General features: G+C 70.2%; 16 protein-coding genes and 1 tRNA gene. 10 read left to right on the top strand and 7 right to left on the bottom strand.

Features of this window, described 5'->3' with window-relative positions; genetic code table 11:
• Nucleotides 1-49 precede the first annotated feature (49 nt).
• Nucleotides 50-1,351 (bottom strand): PucR family transcriptional regulator, encoded by a 1,302-nt coding sequence (locus SALPAC2_RS0110000; RefSeq protein WP_317889010.1) that lies wholly within the window; start codon nt 1,349-1,351, stop codon nt 50-52.
• 112 nt (nt 1,352-1,463) lie between these two features.
• Here SALPAC2_RS0110000 and SALPAC2_RS28315 point away from each other — a divergent pair, with 112 nt between their 5' ends.
• Nucleotides 1,464-1,787 carry a hypothetical protein gene (locus SALPAC2_RS28315; protein WP_026184598.1) on the top strand — a complete coding sequence of 108 codons (324 nt, stop codon included), beginning with the start codon at nt 1,464-1,466 and terminating at the stop codon, nt 1,785-1,787.
• A gap of 18 nt (nt 1,788-1,805) precedes the next feature.
• On the opposite strand, the gene SALPAC2_RS0109990 is transcribed toward SALPAC2_RS28315, so the two are convergent.
• Both SALPAC2_RS0109990 and gltX read right to left on the bottom strand, forming a co-directional pair.
• Nucleotides 1,806-2,453 (bottom strand): hypothetical protein, encoded by a 648-nt coding sequence (locus SALPAC2_RS0109990; RefSeq protein ID WP_018216523.1) that lies wholly within the window; start codon nt 2,451-2,453, stop codon nt 1,806-1,808.
• A 251-nt stretch (nt 2,454-2,704) separates the two neighbouring features.
• Nucleotides 2,705-4,102, bottom strand: coding sequence for a glutamate--tRNA ligase (gene gltX / locus SALPAC2_RS0109985; RefSeq protein WP_188115910.1), 1,398 nt, complete (start codon nt 4,100-4,102; stop codon nt 2,705-2,707).
• Between the two features lie 200 nt (nt 4,103-4,302).
• On the opposite strand from gltX, the gene SALPAC2_RS0109980 reads away from it, so the two are divergent.
• Entirely contained in the window at nt 4,303-4,749 is a 447-nt protein-coding gene (locus tag SALPAC2_RS0109980; RefSeq protein WP_018216521.1) for an SRPBCC family protein, read from the top strand.
• A 232-nt stretch (nt 4,750-4,981) separates the two neighbouring features.
• Here the strand turns inward: SALPAC2_RS0109980 and aceE are convergent, their stop codons facing one another.
• The gene (gene aceE / locus SALPAC2_RS0109975) at nt 4,982-7,720 is read right to left on the bottom strand and encodes a pyruvate dehydrogenase (acetyl-transferring), homodimeric type (protein WP_018216520.1); all 2,739 of its coding nucleotides are present in this window, start codon (nt 7,718-7,720) and stop codon (nt 4,982-4,984) included.
• A 190-nt stretch (nt 7,721-7,910) separates the two neighbouring features.
• Between aceE and SALPAC2_RS0109970 the strand changes: the two genes are divergently transcribed.
• From SALPAC2_RS0109970 to SALPAC2_RS0109950, 5 genes are all read left to right on the top strand, one after another.
• Nucleotides 7,911-8,315 carry a YjbQ family protein gene (locus tag SALPAC2_RS0109970; protein WP_018216519.1) on the top strand — a complete coding sequence of 135 codons (405 nt, stop codon included), beginning with the start codon at nt 7,911-7,913 and terminating at the stop codon, nt 8,313-8,315.
• 51 nt (nt 8,316-8,366) lie between these two features.
• Nucleotides 8,367-8,849, top strand: coding sequence for a MarR family winged helix-turn-helix transcriptional regulator (locus SALPAC2_RS0109965; RefSeq protein WP_018216518.1), 483 nt, complete (start codon nt 8,367-8,369; stop codon nt 8,847-8,849).
• A gap of 286 nt (nt 8,850-9,135) precedes the next feature.
• Complete coding sequence (locus SALPAC2_RS0109960) at nt 9,136-9,573, top strand: DUF3052 domain-containing protein (protein WP_018216517.1); 438 nt, start codon at nt 9,136-9,138, stop codon at nt 9,571-9,573.
• 74 nt (nt 9,574-9,647) lie between these two features.
• Nucleotides 9,648-10,115 (top strand): peroxiredoxin, encoded by a 468-nt coding sequence (locus tag SALPAC2_RS0109955; protein ID WP_018216516.1) that lies wholly within the window; start codon nt 9,648-9,650, stop codon nt 10,113-10,115.
• A gap of 78 nt (nt 10,116-10,193) precedes the next feature.
• Nucleotides 10,194-10,265: transfer RNA gene (locus tag SALPAC2_RS0109950), tRNA-Val, on the top strand.
• Between the two features lie 102 nt (nt 10,266-10,367).
• On the opposite strand, the gene SALPAC2_RS0109945 is transcribed toward SALPAC2_RS0109950, so the two are convergent.
• Nucleotides 10,368-11,006: a TMEM175 family protein gene (locus SALPAC2_RS0109945; RefSeq protein ID WP_018216515.1), complete on the bottom strand. Its 639-nt coding sequence runs from the start codon at nt 11,004-11,006 to the stop codon at nt 10,368-10,370.
• A 246-nt stretch (nt 11,007-11,252) separates the two neighbouring features.
• Complete coding sequence (locus SALPAC2_RS0109940; protein ID WP_026184596.1) at nt 11,253-12,173, bottom strand: polysaccharide deacetylase family protein; 921 nt, start codon at nt 12,171-12,173, stop codon at nt 11,253-11,255.
• 859 nt (nt 12,174-13,032) lie between these two features.
• On the opposite strand from SALPAC2_RS0109940, the gene SALPAC2_RS0109935 reads away from it, so the two are divergent.
• A complete protein-coding gene (locus tag SALPAC2_RS0109935; protein ID WP_026184595.1) occupies nt 13,033-14,181 on the top strand; it encodes a polysaccharide pyruvyl transferase family protein in 1,149 nt (382 codons plus the stop codon).
• A gap of 5 nt (nt 14,182-14,186) precedes the next feature.
• On the opposite strand, the gene SALPAC2_RS0109930 is transcribed toward SALPAC2_RS0109935, so the two are convergent.
• Nucleotides 14,187-14,393: a hypothetical protein gene (locus SALPAC2_RS0109930; RefSeq protein WP_018216512.1), complete on the bottom strand. Its 207-nt coding sequence runs from the start codon at nt 14,391-14,393 to the stop codon at nt 14,187-14,189.
• Between the two features lie 151 nt (nt 14,394-14,544).
• Between SALPAC2_RS0109930 and SALPAC2_RS0109925 the strand changes: the two genes are divergently transcribed.
• Together SALPAC2_RS0109925 and SALPAC2_RS0109920 are read left to right on the top strand one after the other, a co-directional pair.
• Nucleotides 14,545-17,826 carry a DEAD/DEAH box helicase gene (locus tag SALPAC2_RS0109925; protein ID WP_018216511.1) on the top strand — a complete coding sequence of 1,094 codons (3,282 nt, stop codon included), beginning with the start codon at nt 14,545-14,547 and terminating at the stop codon, nt 17,824-17,826.
• Nucleotides 17,823-18,788 (top strand): SWIM zinc finger family protein, encoded by a 966-nt coding sequence (locus tag SALPAC2_RS0109920; protein WP_018216510.1) that lies wholly within the window; start codon nt 17,823-17,825, stop codon nt 18,786-18,788. The genes SALPAC2_RS0109925 and SALPAC2_RS0109920 overlap by 4 nt, the downstream gene beginning before the upstream one ends.
• Nucleotides 18,789-18,800: the final 12 nt, after the last annotated feature.

Genomic DNA, 18,800 nt, shown 5'->3' with positions numbered 1-18,800 from the left:
CACTAGAACCTTTGGAGGAATCCTACAAAGATCTATTAGTGCGGTCAGTTTATTGCCCTGTTCTGCGGGTAACTGGGTTAGTTGTCCGACTTGGGGTTCGGGCGAATACCGGGTCGAGTCGGCCGACGGTGAGCGCCACTTGGAGCGCGTACGCATCCCGCGCCGCGAGGGGAGACAGCCCGGTCACCTCCGCCACCCGCCGTAGCCGGTACCGCACCGTGTTCGGGTGGACGAACAGCGCCCGGGCCGCGCTCTCCAGGGTGCCGCTGGCGGTGAAGAAGGCGTCCAGCGTCTCCAGCAGCTCCCCACCGGAGCGGGCCAGCGGGGCGTACACGTCGTGCCGCAGCCGGCGACGGGCCTCGGCATCTCCGGCGAGCGCCCGCTCCGGTAGCAGGTCGGCGGCGGGTACCGGTCGGGGCGCGGCCGGCCAGGCCGGGGCGGCCCGGAATCCGGCGAGGGCGGCCCGCGCCGAGTCGGTGGCCTCGTCCAGGCTCGGCACGGCCGGGCCCACCACGACCGGGCCGGTACCGAAGGCGTCGAGCAGCTTGCCGGTGGCGGCCACCGGATCGGCCACCCCGCCGAGCACGATGACCAGGCGGTCGCCGTGCACGCCGCCGATCACCTCGGCACCGATGCGCCGGGCCAGCCGGTAGACGGTGTGCAGCACGGCGGAGACCTCCCCGCCCGGGGAACGGCCCACCGCCACCGCCACCGGGGGCGCGTCCGCCCAGCCCAGCGCCGCCGCCCGGCTTGCCAACACATCTGGTGAGTCGCCACGAAGGAGCGCGTCAACCAGGAGGGCCTGGAGTCTGGCGTCCCAGGAACCACGGGACTCGGCGGCCCGCGCGTACACCCGGGCGGCGGCGAACGCGATCTCCCGGGAGTAGCGCAGCACCACATCGCGCAACTGCTGCTCCTCCCCGGGAGCGGCGAGGGTCGGGACCCGTTCTTCCACTACGTCGATGGTCACCTTGATCAGGGCTACGGTCTGCTGGAGGCTGATGGAACGGGCCAGGGCCTGCGGTGCGGTCGCGAAGACCTCGTCGGAAACCTCCTGGGTGCTGTCCGCGGTGCCGCCGCCGGCGCGCAGCCACTGCACCAGGGAGCGGGCACCGGCCTGTGCCACCAACATGACCCAGGAGCGCTGGTCGGCCGGGAGCTCACGGAACCAGGGCAGTGTCTCGTCCATCCGCGCCACGCTGGCGGTGGCGAGTGCTCCCGCCGCCCGCTCGATCCGGCGCAGCGTGGCCGCCAGTTCGGTTCCCGGCTCGTTCACCGCCCTAGCCTGACACGTCGTTACCTGCGGTGTGCTACCTGGGCGGTTCGTCCGAGGTCGGTGATTCACGTCGATTCCAGATGTGACCTGGTACGTGCGCCGCACCGCCCGTCGGTCCCGGCCAGTACGGTGACAGGGGCACGCCGGGGCAGCGCCGGTGGGCGACGGCGAGGGTGAGGAGACCTGGATGGCGCACGGGGAGGCCGAGCGCGGCTGCGCCCAGGACGGGCACTGCCGGCCGGGCCACCACGAGTTGCCGGCAACCAAGCAGCACCGGTGGCTTGGCGGCAGCGTTCCGGGCGAGACACCCAGCGGGCCCTCACCGGAGTGCGCTGAGGAGGATTCAGCGGTGCCGCGCCAACGGTCCGCCGAGCCGGTCGGGTCGCCGTCAAGCCCGGTTCGGGGCTGTCTCAGCGGCCTGCCCGGCTGGGCGGGCGCGCACCGGCACGGCCCGGTTCGACCCCGAACGCGGGCTGGGCGACCCGGCCGGCCGCCCAGCCGCTGGTGCTGACCCGGCGGCGGGGAAGCGTCAGCGGCTCCGACGCCGGATCAGCAGTGCGATCCCGGCCAGCCCGAAGGTGATCGTCAGCACGACGGCTATGTTGACCAAGAGTAGCCGGGGCAACCCGCTGAAGGCCTCGTCGATGTTTCCAGCCGGGTCGAGCGCATCTTCCGGAATCATCCGTTCGCTGCCGCCGGTCCCACCGCCAACCGGGTCCAGCTGCCGTTCCAGCGGCACACCAGATGTCCGCAGCGTCTCCGACATGGTGAATCGGCCGAAGAACCAGCCGGCGGCGGATTGCTTGGAGTCCGGCTGCTTGGCCGGTCGGTAGATTCGGGGCCCGCCAGCGGCCTTCGGGTACAGGTCGTAGGTCTGCTGGGGTTTGTCCCCAGCGAGCACGACGATGGTGTACTTAGGACCGAGGTCGGCCTTGTCCGGTTCGCTGCTCTGGCCGGCGTCGCCGAGGAAGTTAACCTGGTCGATGACGGCCGCAACCTGGGTCGGGTGGGTGTCGGCGCGCAGGTGTAGCGGCTCGGCCATCCCGGCACCGGTGATATCGACCCCCGCTGGCGGCTTCGTCGTCGCCGACGCGGGTGTGGTGAGACCGAGTGAGAGCACTCCCGCTGCGAGACCACCAGCCATGATGGCGACCAGTCGCCGTACCCTACGGACCATCGCTGTCTCCTCGCCCCCGTTCGGTGGATGGCATCGCTGCGGCTTCATGCACGCGGATCGCCGTGGACGCCGGATGCTGGGCCGGGCGCCTCCACCTCATTAGACTCCGTCACGCGACAGCTGGTTGCACCTCCTGGCGAGGAGATTTCAGCGATCTGTGATCTTCAACCCAGGAGTCGCCGATCGCGGCCGGTCGACCCGCGCATTTTACCTACCGCGCCGGATAACTGGACGGCAGGGTGCATCTCCGCTCAGGGGAGGCGGAGCCGGGCGGCCCGTAGCCGGGTCAGGGTGCGCTCGCGGCCCAGAACCTCGAGTGACTCGAAGAGGGGGAGGCCGACCCGGCGGCCGGTCACCGCGACCCGCACGGGTGCCTGGGCTTTGCCCAGCTTCAAGCCGTGCTCCGCGCCGACCGCTTCCAGTGCCGACTTGGTCGAATCCGCGTCCCACGAAGGCACCTCGGTGAAGGCGGCGATCACCGCGTCGAGCAGGTCGCCGACGCCGTCCTTCATCGCCTTGGCCCACGCTCCCTCGTCGATCAGCGGCGTGTCGAGGAAGAGGAAATCCACGTTGGGCACGATCTCGCTGAGCACCGCGATCCGGGTCTGCGCCAGCGGTGCCACCGCCTCGAACGCCTCGGCGTCAAACTCGTCCGGCTGCCACGGCGGAGGTGCGATCGTCGCGGTCCCGGTCAACCATGGCTGGCACGCCGCGATGAAATCGGCGACCGACAGTGCCCGGATGTACTCGCCGTTGAACGCACGCAGCTTCTTCTCGTCGAAGAAGGCCGAGGAGGGGTTCACCTCATCCAGTCGGAACTCCTCCTCGATGGCCGACCAGGGCACGATCTCCCGGTCGCCGGCCGGGGCCCAGCCGAGCAACATCAGGTAGTTGCGCATCGCGTCGGCCAGATAGCCCTCGTCGCGGTACGCCTCCAGGGCCACCTTGTCCCGGCGCTTGGACAGCTTCTGCCGCTTCTCGTTGACGACGACCGGGACGTGCGCCCAAACCGGCGGCTTCACGCCGAGTGCGTCCCAGAGCAGCTGCTGCTTTGGCGTGTTGGGCAGGTGCTCTTCGGCCCGGATGACATGGGTGATCCCCATCGTCATGTCGTCAACCACGTTGGCGAGCAGGAAGACCGGTGAACCGTCGCTCCGGGCGATCACGAAGTCCTCGATCAGCCGGTTGTCGAAGGTGGGCTCACCGCGGATCAGGTCGACCACCACGGTCGTACCCTCGTCCGGGGTCCGGAAGCGGAGGGCGCGGCCGGCACCCGGGCCCAGCTTCCGATCCCGACAGAAGCCGTCGTAGCCGGTGTGTGGTGAGCCGGTACGGGCCTGTACCGCCTCCCGGGTGCAGTCGCAGTAGTACGCCCGCCCGCCCTCGTGGAGCCGGCTCGCGGCGGCGCGGTGCTCGGTCGCGTACGAGGACTGGAAGTAGGGCCCTTCGTAGCTGCCGCGGGCGATGCCGATCCACTCCAGCGCCGCCAGGATGCCCTCGGTCCACTCGGGTTTGTTGCGGGCCGCGTCCGTGTCCTCGACCCGGAGTACGAACACCCCGCCCTGCTGCTTGGCGAAGATCCAGTTCTGCAGAGCCGAACGGGCACCGCCGACGTGGAACATTCCGGTCGGGGAGGGGGCGAAGCGCACACGTACCGTCACGCCCCCAGCCTACGGCTGGCCGGGTCGGTGTCGGGAAGGGCCCCTTGCCGTCGACGGAGGCCATACCCATAGTGCCCGGACGGAGGCAAGGGTTTTCGGCGTGTCTTTTACCTACCTGTCCGTTTAAGTCCGAAATAGCGCATAGAGTGCCGATATCGTGGGTTGTCCGCACTGGAGGAAGACGGAAAATGATCCTCGTGGAACGCAGCTCGCACGTAACCGCGCCGATCGAAGCGGTCTGGGGCGTCGTGCAGCGGGCTGAACAGCTACCGGCCTGGCTGGCCGGGGTCCGGGCGGCGGAAGTGCTCTCCGGGGAGGGCTTCGGCCGGCGGCAGCGGGTCCAAGCGGGGCGCGGCGCGGCCCATGAGGCCGAGGTGATCGCCTACCAGGAGCCGACCCTGATCGGCTGGCGGGAACGCGCCAAGGGCGCCGGTGCCCGAGCGGAGGCGCGCACCGAGATCTACGTCCAGCTCACCGCGGACGAGGCACCGGGCGGGACGGTCGTGCGACTGATCGTCGTACGCTGGCCGGCTGGTCCGGTCAAGGCCGCCCTGCTCCGGCTCGGGCTGCGTCGGGTCGGCGCCGACCTGGAGGACTCGCTCGCCCGGCTGACCGACCTGGCCGCCGTCGGCTGACCGGGTCCCGTCCTGGCGTCAACCCGCTCCGGCGGTGGCCTGAGGTCCTAGCCAGGGATCCGGGCCACCGCCACTGTGTAGCTCCGCACTCCCGGTGCGGCGGCCAGCATCCACCTGCGGTCAGCAGGTAGTTGCGGTCAGTATCCGCACGAGGGGATGTGGACGGAACACCCCGGGAGACGACACCGGCCCGGCGGGGAACACTCCACGCCGGGCCAGCCGTGACCATCGGTCAGCTGTCGCCGCCGGTCTCACCGACCGGGGCCGCCCCGATGTCGTCGATGGCGTACTTCTTGGCCGCCTCGGCGGGGACCCCCGCCGGGACCGCGCCGCGGAGCGCGAGCTGCCGCAACGTCGCGACCACGATCGACTCCGCGTCCACGTGGAAGTACCGACGCAGCGCATGCCGGGTGTCCGACATGCCGAACCCACAGGTGCCGAGCGAGGTGTAGTCACCGGGCACCCAGCGGGCAATCAGATCCGGCACCGCGCGCATCCAGTCGCTGACCGCGACCTTCGGTCCGTCGGCGTCGGCCAGCTTGGCCGTCACGTACGGGACCTGCTGCTGCTCGGTCGGGTTGAGCAGGTTGTGCTCCTCCGCCTGAACCGCGTCGCGGCGCAGCTCGGTCCAGGAGGTCACGGACCAGACGCTGGCGGCCACCCCCCAGTCCCGGGCGAGCAGGTCCTGCGCCTTGAGCGCCCACTGCATGCCGGTGCCGGAGGCGAGCAGCTGTGCCGACGGGCCGTCCACCTGGGGCGCCGGCGCGTACCGGTAGATGCCCTTCAGGATGCCCTCGACGTCGACCTCCGCCGGCTCCGTCGGCTGCACGATCGGCTCGTTGTAGATCGTCAGGTAGTAGAAGACGTTCTCCTGCGCCTCGCCGTACATGCGGTGCAGGCCGTTCTCCACGATGTGCGCGATCTCGAAGGCGAACGCCGGGTCGTAGGCGACCACCGCCGGGTTGGTGGCGGCGATCAACAGCGAGTGACCGTCCTCGTGCTGGAGGCCCTCGCCGTTGAGCGTGGTCCGGCCGGCGGTAGCGCCGAGCAGGAAGCCGCGGGCCATCTGGTCGGCCGCCGCCCAGAGCCCGTCCGCGGTCCGCTGGAACCCGAACATCGAGTAGAAGATGTACATCGGGATCATCGGCTCGTTGTGCGTGGCGTACGCGGAGCCGGCCGCGGTGAAGGAGGCGACCGAGCCAACCTCGTTGATGCCCTCGTGCAGGATCTGCCCGCTGGTCGCCTCCTTGTACGACAGGAACAGCTCCCGGTCAACCGAGGTGTAGCGCTGGCCGTGCGGCGAGTAGATCTTCCGCGTCGGGAAGAGCGAGTCCAGCCCGAAGGTGCGGGCCTCGTCCGGGATGATCGGTACCCAGCGTCGGCCGAAATCCTTGTCCTTCATCAGGTCCTTGAGCAGCCGGACGAAGGCCATCGTGGTGGCCACCTTCTGCTTGCCGGAACCACGCTTCACGTCGGCGAAGCTCTTCGAGTCGGGGATCGTGAGCCGCTTCGTGCCGGACCGTCGGGAGGGCAGGTAGCCGCCGAGCTGCCGGCGCCGCTCGTGCAGGTACTCGATCTCGTCGGACTTCGCCTCCGGCCGGTAGTACGGCGGCAGGTAGGGGTTCTCCTCCAGCGCCTTGTCCGGGATATCCAGGTAGAGCCGGTCGCGGAAGGTCTTCAGGTCCTCCAGCGTCAGCTTCTTCATCTGGTGGGTGGCGTTGCGCCCCTCGAAGTGCGAGCCGAGCGTCCAACCCTTGATGGTCTTGGCCAGAATCACCGTCGGCTGCCCGGTGTGCTCCACCGCGGCCTTGTACGCCGCGTAGAGCTTCCGGTAGTCGTGGCCGCCCCGCTTCAGGTTCCAGATCTCGTCGTCGCTGAGGTGCTCGACCATCTTGCGGGTCCGCGGGTCGCGGCCGAAGAAGTGCTCCCGGATGTACGACCCGGACTCCGCCTTGTAGGTCTGGTAGTCACCGTCCGGCGTGGTGTTCATCAGGTTGACCAGCGCGCCGTCGGTGTCCCGGGCGAGCAGTGGGTCCCACTCGCGGCCCCAGACGACCTTGATGACGTTCCAGCCGGCACCCCGGAAGAACGCCTCCAGCTCCTGCATCACCTTGCCGTTGCCGCGGACCGGTCCGTCCAGGCGTTGCAGGTTGCAGTTGATGACGAAGGTGAGGTTGTCCAGCTCCTCCCGGGCGGCGGTCCCGATCGCGCCCAGCGTCTCCGGCTCGTCCATCTCGCCGTCGCCGAGGAACGCCCACACGTTCTGGTCGGAGGTGTCCTTGATGCCGCGGTGGTGCAGGTAGCGGTTGAACCGGGCCTGGTAGATGGCGTTGACGCCGCCGAGGCCCATCGAGACGGTGGGGAACTCCCAGAAGTTCGGCATCAGCCGGGGGTGCGGGTACGACGGCAGCCCGCCGCCGGGATGCGACAGCTCCTGGCGGAACCCGTCGAGCTGGTGCTCGCTGAGCCGTCCCTCGAGGAACGCCCGCGCGTACATGCCGGGGGAGGCGTGTCCCTGGTAGAAGAGGTGGTCGCCGCCCCCCGGGTGGTCCTTGCCCCGGAAGAAGTGGTTGAAGCCGACCTCGTAGAGCGAGGCCGAGCTGGCGAACGTCGAGATGTGCCCACCGACGCCGATCTCCGGCCGCTGGGCCCGGTGCACCAACACCGCGGCGTTCCATCGGATGTAGGCCCGGATCCGCCGCTCGACGTGCTCGTCACCGGGGAACCAGGGCTCCTGCTCCGGTGCGATGGTGTTGATGTAGTCCGTGGTCGTCAGGGATGGCACCCCGACCTGACGCTCGCGGGCTCGTTCCAGCAGGCGCAGCATGACATAGCGGGCGCGTTTCGTCCCGCGCTCGTCGATGACACCGTCGAGCGACTCGACCCATTCGCCGGTCTCGTCGGGGTCGATATCCGGAAGCTGGCTCGGCAGACCGGCACTGATCACCGGGCGCTTGCGTTCCGTGGCCACAGGCGTTCCCTCGGTTGGATTTTGGTCAGGTTATAGCGCCATCCTGCCTTCTCGAGGCGCCCCCCGTCACTTCACCCGCAGGAGACGCGACGCTCGACACAGGTACTCGTCGGTAACTTCATTTCGGGTGGCCCGAGTAGGTCTCGGTGTCCCGGGTCGGCCAGGACCGGCCGCGGGGCAGAATCCACCCATGCGTACCGAAGTCATAACCGTGCAGACGGGCTCACACCTCACCGTCCGGAACATCACCGACGAGGCGGACCGGTTCGTCGCCGGACAGGGGGACGGCCTGCTACACGTCTTCGTGCCCCACACCACCGCCGGGCTCGCGCTCATCGAAGTCGGCGCCGGGTCCGACGATGACCTACGTCAGGTGCTCAACGACCTACTGCCCGCCGACGACCGGTGGCGACACCGGCACGGGTCTCCCGGGCACGGTCGGGACCATCTGCTGCCCGCTTTCCTGTCGCCGTACGCGACGCTGCCGGTGTGTGCCGGGCAGCTCATGCTCGGCACCTGGCAGTCGCTGTGCCTGGTTGACCCGAACGGGGACAACCCGACCCGCCAGGTCCGTTTCTCGTTCCTGCCCGGCTGACCGTTGCGGGAACCGGCCACCCCAACCGGTGTGGCGGGTAGGGTGCCAGTCATGGCGCATCCCACTGTCCAGCGGGTCGACTCCTCCGCTGGCAACCGGTCTGAGCTGGCTGGGGATGCCATCCGTCGGATCCTGCAGATCGCCTCGACCATCCGGCAGGACCAGGAAACCGACATCACCCGGCTGGGGCTCACCCCCGCCGTGGCCCGCGCCCTGTACGAACTCGACCCGGACCGGCCGTTGCCGGCCCGGGAACTCGCCGAGCAGCTGCGCTGCGACCGGTCCAACGTCACCGCCCTGGTGGACCGGTTGGAGCAGGCGGGCCTGGTCGAGCGCCGAATCGACCCGGCCGATCGGCGGCAGAAGACACTCGTGGTGACCACAACCGGACGGCTGGTACGGGTGCGGGTCCACCAGGCGATGTCCGAGTCCCGGCTCCTCGCCGGTTTCAGCGATGAGGAAATCAGCGCCCTGCGCGTCTTGGTGATCAAAATGTCCGAGTACGGCGGCCCGCAGGCCGGCGCGGCGGAGTAGACCGGGCGCTCGGTCATCGCGGAGGGGCATGGTGGCCTTGGTCGATGCCGGATACGTCGGAGTGGTGCGGCGTGTTGCGGCAGTTGACGCGTTCGTACCATAAGGCCCGCTGGCCCGTCAGGTTCTGGTCATCGACGATGCCATCACCCAGGGTGCCCGCACACTACTGGCAGGGTAAATTCCGTTCCACCCGGTGTGCCACTTGCGCGCCGAGCCGCAACTGTGTGGACTTGGCTCACGGCGTCAACCGACGCCGTGAGCTGGATGAAAGAGGAGGCACGCGACAGTGAGCGCGACCGCTGGTCAGGCCGCCGACGGGGTACGCAGCCTGGCGGACCGGTTCGGAATCGAGCCGGGGATGGTCGTCATGGAGATGGGGTACGACGACGACGTCGACCAGGATCTCCGAGACGCACTGACCGACCGCTGTGGGGAACTGGTTGACGAAGACACCGACGAGGTGGTCGACGCGGTACTGGTGTGGTACCGGGACGGCGACGGTGACCTTTTCGAGCTGCTCGTTGATGCCCTCGGCCCGCTGGCGGACAGCGGAATCGTGTGGCTACTCACGCCGAAGGCCGGACGTGAGGGGCACGTGGAGCCCAGCGAGATCGCCGAGTCCGCGCCTACCGCCGGCCTGCAGCAGACCTCCACGATCAACGCCGGCCGGGACTGGAGCGGCGCCCGGTTGGTGCTGCGCCGTGGGTCGAAGAGTAAGAAGTAACTGACTCCGCACCGCTCAGCGCCCGCCGTGTGGCAGGCTTTCGTGACGTTGACCCGACCCGCAAGGAGTTCCGTATGCCCATCGAGGTAGGCGCGCAGGCGCCGGACTTCGTGCTCAAGGACCAGAACAACCAGGAGGTTCGGCTCGCCGACTTCCGTGACAAGCGCAGTGTGCTCCTGGTCTTCTACCCACTCGCCTTCACCGGTGTCTGCCAGGGTGAACTGTGCGAGGTACGGGACAACCTGAACCAGTACGTCAACGACGACGTTCAGGTGCTCACCGTCAGCGTTGACTCGGTGTACGCCCACAAGATCTGGGCGGACCAGGAGGGCTACCAGTTCCCGCTGCTCTCCGACTTCTGGCCGCACGGCGCGGTTGCTCAGGCCTACGGGGTCTTCAACGACGTTGCTGGCATCGCCAACCGGGGCACCTTCGTCATCGACAAGGCGGGTGTGGTCCGCTTCGCGGAGATGAACACGCCGGGTGAGGCCCGTGACCAGCAAAGCTGGCGTAAGGCACTGGCTGAGGTTTCGGCCGCCTGACACCTGGTCGACCGTCGGGGCGGCGCCGGTGGCGGCAGGGTAAGCTTGCCAGCCTCCGGCCCGTCTCACCGGCGCCCGGGGCGCGTAGCTCAGTGGGAGAGCACTCGCCTTACAAGCGAGGGGTCGCAGGTTCGAAACCTGCCGCGCCCACCCCGTACCACCAGCACTCACGACGGCCCGGAGCTCAGTTCCCTCGGGCTGGGGCAGCCACGGTGACAGCAACTTCGGTCCGGAAAGCCGGCCTCCGGTCGGCTAGCCACACTCGTCTTCCGCCCGTCCGGCAGGCGGGAGGTCGCCCGGGCCGCGGATCAGGTAGATCGCCACCAACAGCAGGTAGGCCAGCAGACTGAGGATCGGATTGATGAAGACGATGGCAAAGGCGATCAGGTAGAGCAGCGGGCGAATGAGGTATCGGCGGGAGACCGACGCCGCCAGCTGGGGATCGAGATCCGGGTTGAGCAGTCCCCGCCAGCGTGCCCACCACCAGCCTAGGTTGAAAAACAGCGCTTCGCCGAGCACGGCGCCGACGTAGATCGCGGCCGACAACTGCTGGTCCACATCGCTGCCGCGAAGGTGGTCCGAGAGCTGGTTTGCCGTGAACGGGATGGCCGCCACGAACATCAGCATCAGCAGGTTCAGCACCAACAGCATCTGGTCAACCCGGACCACGTAGCGCCAACTATTGTGGTGGGCCAGCCAGATCTGGCCGACGATGGTGAAGGTGATGACGTAGGCGAGGAAGGCCCGCCACTCCTGTTGGAGCCGCGTCACGAGGTCGGTGTCGGCCCCTCCCTCCGGGTTGAACTGGAGCAGCTCCACCGCCATCAGAGTCAGTGCGACGGCGATCACGGCGTCACTGAAGGCCTCCACCCGGGCGGTGTCCCGGGACATTTCGCTGTCTCGCCGATACCGGTGTTTCGGCCCTCCGCCCTTCTGCGTCACGTCACCCCTGCCCCCCGCTGGATCCGCATACTGATCGTCACCCGGCGGGGCGGAGTGCGTGGCGAAACCGCCCTCAGTCGACCAGAGTGGTCGATTTTTGCGGAACGGGCGGTGCGGGGCGCCGGGCGATGGGTGCCACGCGCGTGCGGTGACGAGTGCCGTCCTGGCAGCGCCGACTCCGTTGCTGCGGACGGTTCACCAACGGGGAGGTCGCTCCGGGGAAGTGGTAGCAGGGATGACTTCGTCGAGTCTTCGGAAACGTAGGCCGCGTGCTTTGAGAACCGGAAGTGCGCGTTCGACGCCGGCGGCTGTCTCCGAGCCAGGACGGTTGAAGTGTGCCAGCAGGATTCCGCCGGGGCGGAGCTGTAGGAACTGCTGGTAGACCTGGTTGGCGCTTGCGGTGGCACCGGAGTCACCGTTGACGCTGAACATCACGATCCACGCGCCCATCGCCCGGGACACCTGGGTGGCCACGTTGTCGGCGTGGGCTGTTCCGGGGCGGAAGAACTTTGGCTGGAGGCCGTAGTTGGTGGCCATCCATGTGTGCATTCCGGCGATTTCGTCGTACACCTCGGCAACGTTTTTCGTGCCGGCGATTCCGTACGCGGAGCGACCGGAAGTTGATAGCGGACGGTGGTTCGTGCCGTGATTGCCGATCTCGAACAGGGGGTCAGTCACGAGGCTTTCGAATTCCTGTCGATGGGCGGTCGCCCAGCGCTGGTTGACAAACAGCGTCGCCGGTACGCGCTGCGCCCGCAGCGTGTTGATCAGCCTTTCGTCGTAACCACTGCTGTCGCTGCAAGCGTCGAACGTCAGGCAGACGGAGTCGCGGGTTAGTGCGGTATCGGTCGGAAAGGTCGACCAGGAACTGTCCGGATGTAATCCCCAGTAGTGGGGTGTCCGGGCGCCGTAGTGGCTGATGATCTCTTCTCGGGACGGTAGCGTGCCGGGGGCGGTAGCCGTTGGCGGTGGTGGCGCTGGGGTGGCGCTGGTGTCGACGGGCTCTATCCAGACAGGAGCGTCTCCGTGGGTACTGCGGTCGGTCCGCCAGGGGGCAATTTGTGCCCCGGCGATGGCGGTTAGCCCGCCTAGTGTTCCGACACCGGCCAGCGTCAGCATTCCTCTGCGGCTGAATAATTGGGTCGGTCGTTTCCGACCGTTAGTCGCCTCCGGTCTGCCTGTCATTGACGGATCATACCCAGCAACGTGAGGCATGTTCGAATTTTGTTCGGGCTCGGTCGCTCGCTCGGGGGCGCGTCTGGGCGGGCGCCGGCTGGATGGGGCTTCGGTCGGTCGGTGACCGGCGGCCGAGGCCCATGAGCACGGGAGCGGCGCGTCCGGCCCCGCCAGCGCGGGAAGGGCAATGGCTACCTCCGATGTCAATCTAGTGTTGACGCGCGCGGTGCGCCGAGCAGCCCCGGGCGCGACGACGCCCACCGGCGTTTTCGTCACCGGAGCCGCGAGGTCATCGGCAAGCAGTCGGAACGGTTCCGCGACAGACCTGGAACAGCCAGCACCGACGGCGACATCCGGGCAATAGGATCACCGGTATGCACGGTGGTGCGGGCCACCGGCTGGTATCGAGAGACCCGCGCCGAGATGGCCCAGCAGGACGCGGCGGTGGGCAAAGTCGGGGGAGCTGCTGCGGCGCGAGTACGACTGGTCGGCGGAGGTGGCCGCCCTCGTCCTGCCCACGCTGCTGGTCTTCGCCGACGCGGACTCGGTGACCACCGCGCACATGGTGGAGTTCTTCGGGCTGCTCGGCGGTGGGCACCGGGACGCCGGCTGGGACCGGTGCTGCCCTTCCTCACCCACTCCGCCGGTCCTCCCGGCTGACGCCAGCCCCGGCCCGGCGACGGTTCCCCCGCCGGCCGCTCCGGCCTCCACCGCCGTCGGGCTTCACCCGTCGCCCGGGGCAGGACTGTTCTCCGGTGTGCCGGGAATCCGCGGGGACGCACCCGGGGAGGAGCGACGGATGACAGCTGGCACCGGCCTGACCATCGGAGTGCTCGGCTCGTACGGCGGTCGTAACCTCGGTGACGAGGCGATCCTCACCGGCCTCCTGGCCGACCTGCAGGAGCAGGAGCCGAACGCTCGGATCATCGTCTTCTCCCGCAACCCCGATCACACCCGGGCGGCGCACCCGGAGGTGGAGGCGGTGCCGTGGGAGGGGGTGAGCCGCACCGACTCGTCCCCGCTGCTGGCTCAGCTCGATCTGCTCATCCTTGGGGGCGGCGGCATCCTCTACGACCAGGAGGCCCGCCGCTACCTGCGGGTTGTCCGGGTCGCCCAGGAGCGCGGCCTGCCGCTGCTCACCTACGCGGTGGGGGTTGGCCCGCTCAGCGAGATGGTGGATACCGGGATGGTCCGCGAGACGCTGGCCGGGGCGACCCAGGTCACGGTACGGGACCAGGAGTCCCGGATGCTCCTGGAGGAGGCTGGGCTGCTCAATCCGATCACGGTCACCGCGGATCCGGCGTTTCTCCTGGAGCCGGAGGACTTTCCCGTACACCTGCTTCGGGAGGAGGGAGTGCCGGCGGGTCGGCATCTGGTCGGGATGAGTGTGCGGGAACCGGGGCGGGCCGCCGAACGTCTCGATGTCGACGGCTATCACCGGCTCCTCGCCCAGATCGGTGACTTCTTGGTGCACCGAATCGATGCCAATATCCTGTTCGTCCCGATGGAGCGGGATGACATCCGGCACTCCCACGGCGTGCTGTCACACATGGTCGCCGCCGAACGGGGGCGCATCCTGCACGGCAGCTACTCACCCCAGCAGGTGCTCGGCCTGATGCGCCACTTCGACCTGGTGGTCGGCATGCGGCTGCACTTTCTGATCTTCGCCGCGATGGTGAACACCCCGTTTCTTCCCCTCCCGTACGCCGGCAAGGTCTTCGACCTGGCCCAGCGCCTCGGCGTTCCCGCCCTGCGTGGGTTGGAGCGGGAGGTCGAGGGCCCGCTGCTGGCCGAGGTTGACCGGCTGTGGGACGAGCGGGAACAGCGCGCCGAGGCCACCGCCCGCCGGGTCGCCGAGGTGTGCGAGGAGGCCCGGGGCACCTCGAAGGTGACCCGGGCGGTGTTGGAGAGTCTCCGGACCCAGTCGATGGTCTCCGTGGACGGGTGAGCCGGTCAGACCGCCGGACCCCGCCAGCAGTAGCGCCACCTCCGGGCGTCTCCCCCCACGGTCTCCAGCTCGTAGATCTCGGCGTCGGCGAGTCCGCCGTCGCCGAGGTGGTGGTGGGTCAGCGGTGGGCGACCGTTCGGGTCCAGTTCGACGGTGACGGTCTGCCCGTCGGACGAACCACCGGCCAGCGGAATCTCCACGGTTGGCGCCATGCGCCCATCCTGCCCCGACCGGCACGCCAGCGGAGCGGAAGCGTCGGCCCCGGCAAACAGGTACGGGCCCGGAGCGGGTCTGCTACAGCGGTGCCGAGCCGCGCTGCCGCCCCGCCTATCCTGGGCCCGGGTGCCGACGAGGGGAGATCGCGTGCTGGTTGTCCACGGATCGTGGCGGCTCGACAGCGGGCTCGCCGTCTGGGCCGAGGACAGCACATCGCCACCCCGGGCCCCTCGGCGGGCCGGGCGGGCGCCGCGCGAGCGACCACACCCGTTCGCCGCCGGGCACCCCGTGCTCGCCGCAGCCCTGGCCGAGGTCGCCGAGCCGACCATGCCCGGCACGGCGCTGCTCACCCTGCCCACCCGAGCTGGTTCGCCGCTGGACTCGCCGGAGCTGGTCCGCTCCGCGCCGGTCGATCCGCTCCGTGGACCGGTCACGCTGGCCGGATGGCGGGTGCCGGCCCTGGTGTACGCCCCGGACACCGCCCTGTCGTTGCTCGCGCGGGTCACCGCGGCCGGTGCGCTACCGGACGCCGTACCCGGCGCCACCCTGCGTCACCTCGCGGAGCTGGCGGCCTTCGCGGTGGACCTCGCCGCCCGCGGTCGGGTCCTGCCCGCCATCCAGCCGGCGCCCGGCGATGATGACCCGCGACCGGTTGGGCGGACCCGGCGACGTACGGGCGCCACCCGCGCCGGTCGAGCCGCCCCGGCCCGGGTGACGTCGACGTCGGGGGAGCGCGCCGACGCCATCGCGTGTGCGGTGTGGCGGCCGCTGCTCACCGGCACGGACGCCGGCTGGGCTCGTGCCCTCGCCCTCGCCCTGCCGCCTGCGGCCCGCGCCGCCGTCGAGGTCGATCTGGATCCGCTCGCCGTTACCGGCGCGCCGGAGACGCCGGCTACCGGCGGAGCCGGAGCGCGCGCCAGGGGTGGTGCGCCGCCACGGGCTCGGGGTGCGAGGCGACCGACGGCGGCCGTCGGGGAACCCGGGGAACTGGTGGCCGAGGCGCTCGACGCGCTCACCGACACGGCCGTGCGGGCCGCCCTCGCGGAGACCTCCCTCACCCGGGGAACTCGGCCGCGGGGTGCGGTCACGGCGTGGCTGGCGGCGCTCACCGGCCCGCGTCGTGACTTCGCCGCCGACGCGGTGGAGCTCGACACCCTGCGCGGTGAGCTGGACGCCTGGCAGCGCGATGCGGTGGGAGGCTCGGTCCGGGCCAGCTTCCGGCTGGTGGAGCCGCCGACGGACGGGTCCGTCGAGGCGGCGGCCGGCGGGCCGGTCGCGGCCGAGGGGCCGTGGCGGGTCGAGTTCGGCCTGCAGCCCGCTGACCAGCCCGGCCTGCACGTTGACGCCGCACGGATCTGGCACGAGCCGGTGACCCTGCCCGGTCCAGCCGCTCCACAGGAAGCCCTGCTGGCCGAGTTGGGGCGGGCCAGCCGGCTCTGGCCGGAGCTGAACCCGGCCCTGCGCACCGCCACCCCGGAGGCGCTGGAGCTGGACGCCGAGGGCGCGCACCGATTTCTCCGCGACGGCGCGCCGGTGCTGTACGCGGCCGGGTTCGCGGTGCTGCTGCCCTCGTGGTGGCGGCGTCCCTCATCCCGGCTCGGCGCTCGACTACAGGCCCAGAGTCGCACCGCTCCGGGCACCGTGGCCGGGGCGGGCGGTGGGGTGGGGCTGGATGCCCTGGTTGATTACCGCTGGGAGGTGTCCCTCGGTGACCAGCCGCTGACCGCCGCGGAGCTGGAGTCGCTGGCCGCGCTGAAATCCCCGTTGGTTCAGCTGCGTGGGCGCTGGGTGGAGCTGGACCCGAAGCGTCTCGCCGCCGGCCTGCGGCTGCTCCGTTCCACCGGCGAGCTGACCGTCGGCGATCTGCTGCGGCAGGGCCTCGCCGACCCCGGCACCGACGCGCTGCCGGTGCTCGAGGTGGCGGCCGACGGCGCGTTGGGGGAGCTGCTCGCCGGAGCCGTGGAGCGGCAGCTCACCCCGGTGGACCCGGCCCCGTCGTTCCGCGGCGTGCTCCGCCCCTACCAGCGGCGGGGGCTGGCCTGGCTGGTCTTCCTCCAGTCCCTCGGCCTGGGCGGGGTGCTCGCCGACGACATGGGTCTCGGTAAGACGGTGCAGCTACTCGCGTTGCTCGCCGGCGATCCCCCGGGCGTCGGCCCGACCCTGTTGGTCGCTCCGATGTCGCTGGTCGGTAACTGGCAGCGGGAGGCGGCGACCTTCACCCCGGGCGTACGGGTCCATGTGCACCACGGCGCCGAGCGGGCCCGGGGGACGGCGTTCACCGCGGCGGTGGCGGGCGCGGACCTGGTCCTCACCACGTACACGGTGGCGGCCCGCGACGCGGGTGAGTTGGCAGGGGTCGACTGGCATCGGGTGGTGGTGGACGAGGCGCAGGCCATCAAGAACGCCTCCACCCGGCAAGCCGAGGCGGTTCGCGCGTTGCCCGCCCGGCATCGGATCGCGGTCACCGGCACCCCGGTGGAGAACCGGCTCGCCGACCTCTGGTCGATCATGCAGTTCGCCAACCCCGGTCTGCTCGGCCCGGCGGCCGAGTTCAAGAAGCGGTACGCCGAACCGATCGAGCGGCACGGCGATGCGGAGGCGGCCGAGCGGCTGCGCCGGATCACCGGCCCGTTCGTGCTGCGTCGACTCAAGACCGACTCCTCGATCATCTCCGACCTGCCGGAGAAGCTGGAGATGGAGGTGGTGTGCAGTCTGACCGCGGAGCAGGCGGCCCTCTACCGCGCGGTGGTGGACGACATGCTGGCCCAGATCGAGTCCAGCGAGGGGATCGCCCGGCGCGGGCTGGTGCTGGCCGCCATGACCCGGCTCAAGCAGGTCTGTAACCATCCGGCGCACCTGCTGCGGGACAATTCGGCGCTGACCGGCCGTTCCGGCAAACTCGCCCGGCTGGAGGAGATCCTCGACGAGGTGCTCGCCGCGGGGGAGAAGGCCCTGCTCTTCACCCAGTACGCCGAGTTCGGCGGCATGCTGCGCGGTCACCTGTCGGCGCGGTTCGGACAGGAGACGTTGTTCCTGCACGGCGGCGTCGGTAAGGCCGACCGGGACGCGATGGTGACCCGGTTCCAGTCCCCGGACGGCCCCGCGCTCTTCGTACTCTCGCTCAAGGCCGGCGGGACCGGTCTCACCCTGACCGCGGCCAACCACGTCGTGCACGTTGACCGCTGGTGGAATCCGGCGGTGGAGGACCAGGCCACGGACCGGGCGTTCCGCATCGGGCAGCGGCGGCGCGTTCAGGTCCGCAAGTTCGTCTGCGCCGGCACGGTGGAGGAGAAGGTCGCCGCCCTCATCGCCGACAAGCGCCGGCTCGCCTCGACCGTGGTGGGCGCCGGCGAGCAGTGGGTGACCGAGCTGTCCACGGCGCAGCTGCGGGAGCTGTTCCAGCTGGAGGCCGGGGCGGTGGCCGAATGAGCCCGCGGGCCGCCGGCAGCGACAGCCCGGGCCGCCGGGCCGACCGGTTCGCCGACTACGGTCCACCGCGTCGGGTCGCCGGTGGGTTGCGAGCACGCAGCACCCGTGGCGCGATCGGGACCTCCTGGTGGTCCCGCCGGTTCCTGGAGGTGCTGGAGTCCTTCGCGCTGGGCACCCGCCTCACCCGTGGTCGGTCGTACGCCCGGGCGGGGCAGGTACTGCGGCTGGAGGTGACGCCGGGCGAGGTGACGGCCGCGGTGCAGGGCTCGCGGTCCCGGCCGTACGAGGTGCGGATCACGCTGGCGCCCTTCCCGGCGACGCTCTGGTCCCGGGTGGAGGAGGAGTTGGCCGCGCAGGCGTTCTTCAGCGCGCGTCTACTCGCCGGTGATCTCCCCGCTGAGCTGGAGGAGCTGTTTGCCGCGGCGGGTGCGCCGCTGTTCCCCGCCGGTCTGGCCGAGCTGGGCCAGTGGTGCAGCTGCCCCGACGGCGCGGTGCCGTGCAAACATCTCGCCGCGACTTTCTACCTTCTCGCCGAGGCGTTCGACGCCGACCCGTTCGCGCTGCTGCACTGGCGCGGCCGTGGTCGAGCGGAGTTGCTGGACCGGCTGCGGGTGCGCCGGGGTGGTGCCGCCGTACCCGAACGGTCTGATTCGGACGAGACGTCTGCGGTGCCGGTGACCGACGAGGCGTCTTCGGCGTCGGTGACCGGTGCGGTGTCTTCGGTGCCGGTGGCCGGTGCGGCGCGGTCGGTGGCGGGTCTGCCGGCGGCGTCGCTGGCCGACGCGGTCGATCGGTTCTGGTCCGCGCCGGTTCCGCTGCCCGACCGACCGCCGACCTTGGCGACGGGGACCGAGCTGCTGTTGCGACAGCTTGGTGCGCCCGCGCCGGCCATCGGTGGCCCCGGGCTGGTGGAGCGACTACGCCGGGCTTATCGGCGGCTCGGCGAGCAGGGCAGCGGCTGACCGTCCGTAGTC

The organism is Salinispora vitiensis (assembly GCF_000378825.1).
Taxonomy (GTDB): Bacteria; Actinomycetota; Actinomycetes; order Mycobacteriales; family Micromonosporaceae; genus Micromonospora; species Micromonospora vitiensis.
This window is presented reverse-complemented; position numbering and strand designations above follow the sequence as displayed.

Excerpts from the sequence above, each read along its gene's own strand:
- SALPAC2_RS0109970 (WP_018216519.1), top strand. The coding sequence starts at position 7,911 with ATGCGTACCGAAGTCATAACCGTGCAGACGGGCTCACACCTCACCGTC.
- SALPAC2_RS0109965 (WP_018216518.1), top strand. The coding sequence starts at position 8,367 with ATGGCGCATCCCACTGTCCAGCGGGTCGACTCCTCCGCTGGCAACCGG.
- SALPAC2_RS0109930 (WP_018216512.1), bottom strand. The coding sequence starts at position 14,393 with ATGGCGCCAACCGTGGAGATTCCGCTGGCCGGTGGTTCGTCCGACGGG.
- SALPAC2_RS0109980 (WP_018216521.1), top strand. The coding sequence starts at position 4,303 with ATGATCCTCGTGGAACGCAGCTCGCACGTAACCGCGCCGATCGAAGCG.
- SALPAC2_RS28315 (WP_026184598.1), top strand. The coding sequence starts at position 1,464 with ATGGCGCACGGGGAGGCCGAGCGCGGCTGCGCCCAGGACGGGCACTGC.
- SALPAC2_RS0109955 (WP_018216516.1), top strand. The coding sequence starts at position 9,648 with ATGCCCATCGAGGTAGGCGCGCAGGCGCCGGACTTCGTGCTCAAGGAC.
- SALPAC2_RS0109935 (WP_026184595.1), top strand. The coding sequence starts at position 13,033 with ATGACAGCTGGCACCGGCCTGACCATCGGAGTGCTCGGCTCGTACGGC.
- SALPAC2_RS0109990 (WP_018216523.1), bottom strand. The coding sequence starts at position 2,453 with ATGGTCCGTAGGGTACGGCGACTGGTCGCCATCATGGCTGGTGGTCTC.
- SALPAC2_RS0109945 (WP_018216515.1), bottom strand. The coding sequence starts at position 11,006 with ATGTCCCGGGACACCGCCCGGGTGGAGGCCTTCAGTGACGCCGTGATC.
- SALPAC2_RS0109920 (WP_018216510.1), top strand. The coding sequence starts at position 17,823 with ATGAGCCCGCGGGCCGCCGGCAGCGACAGCCCGGGCCGCCGGGCCGAC.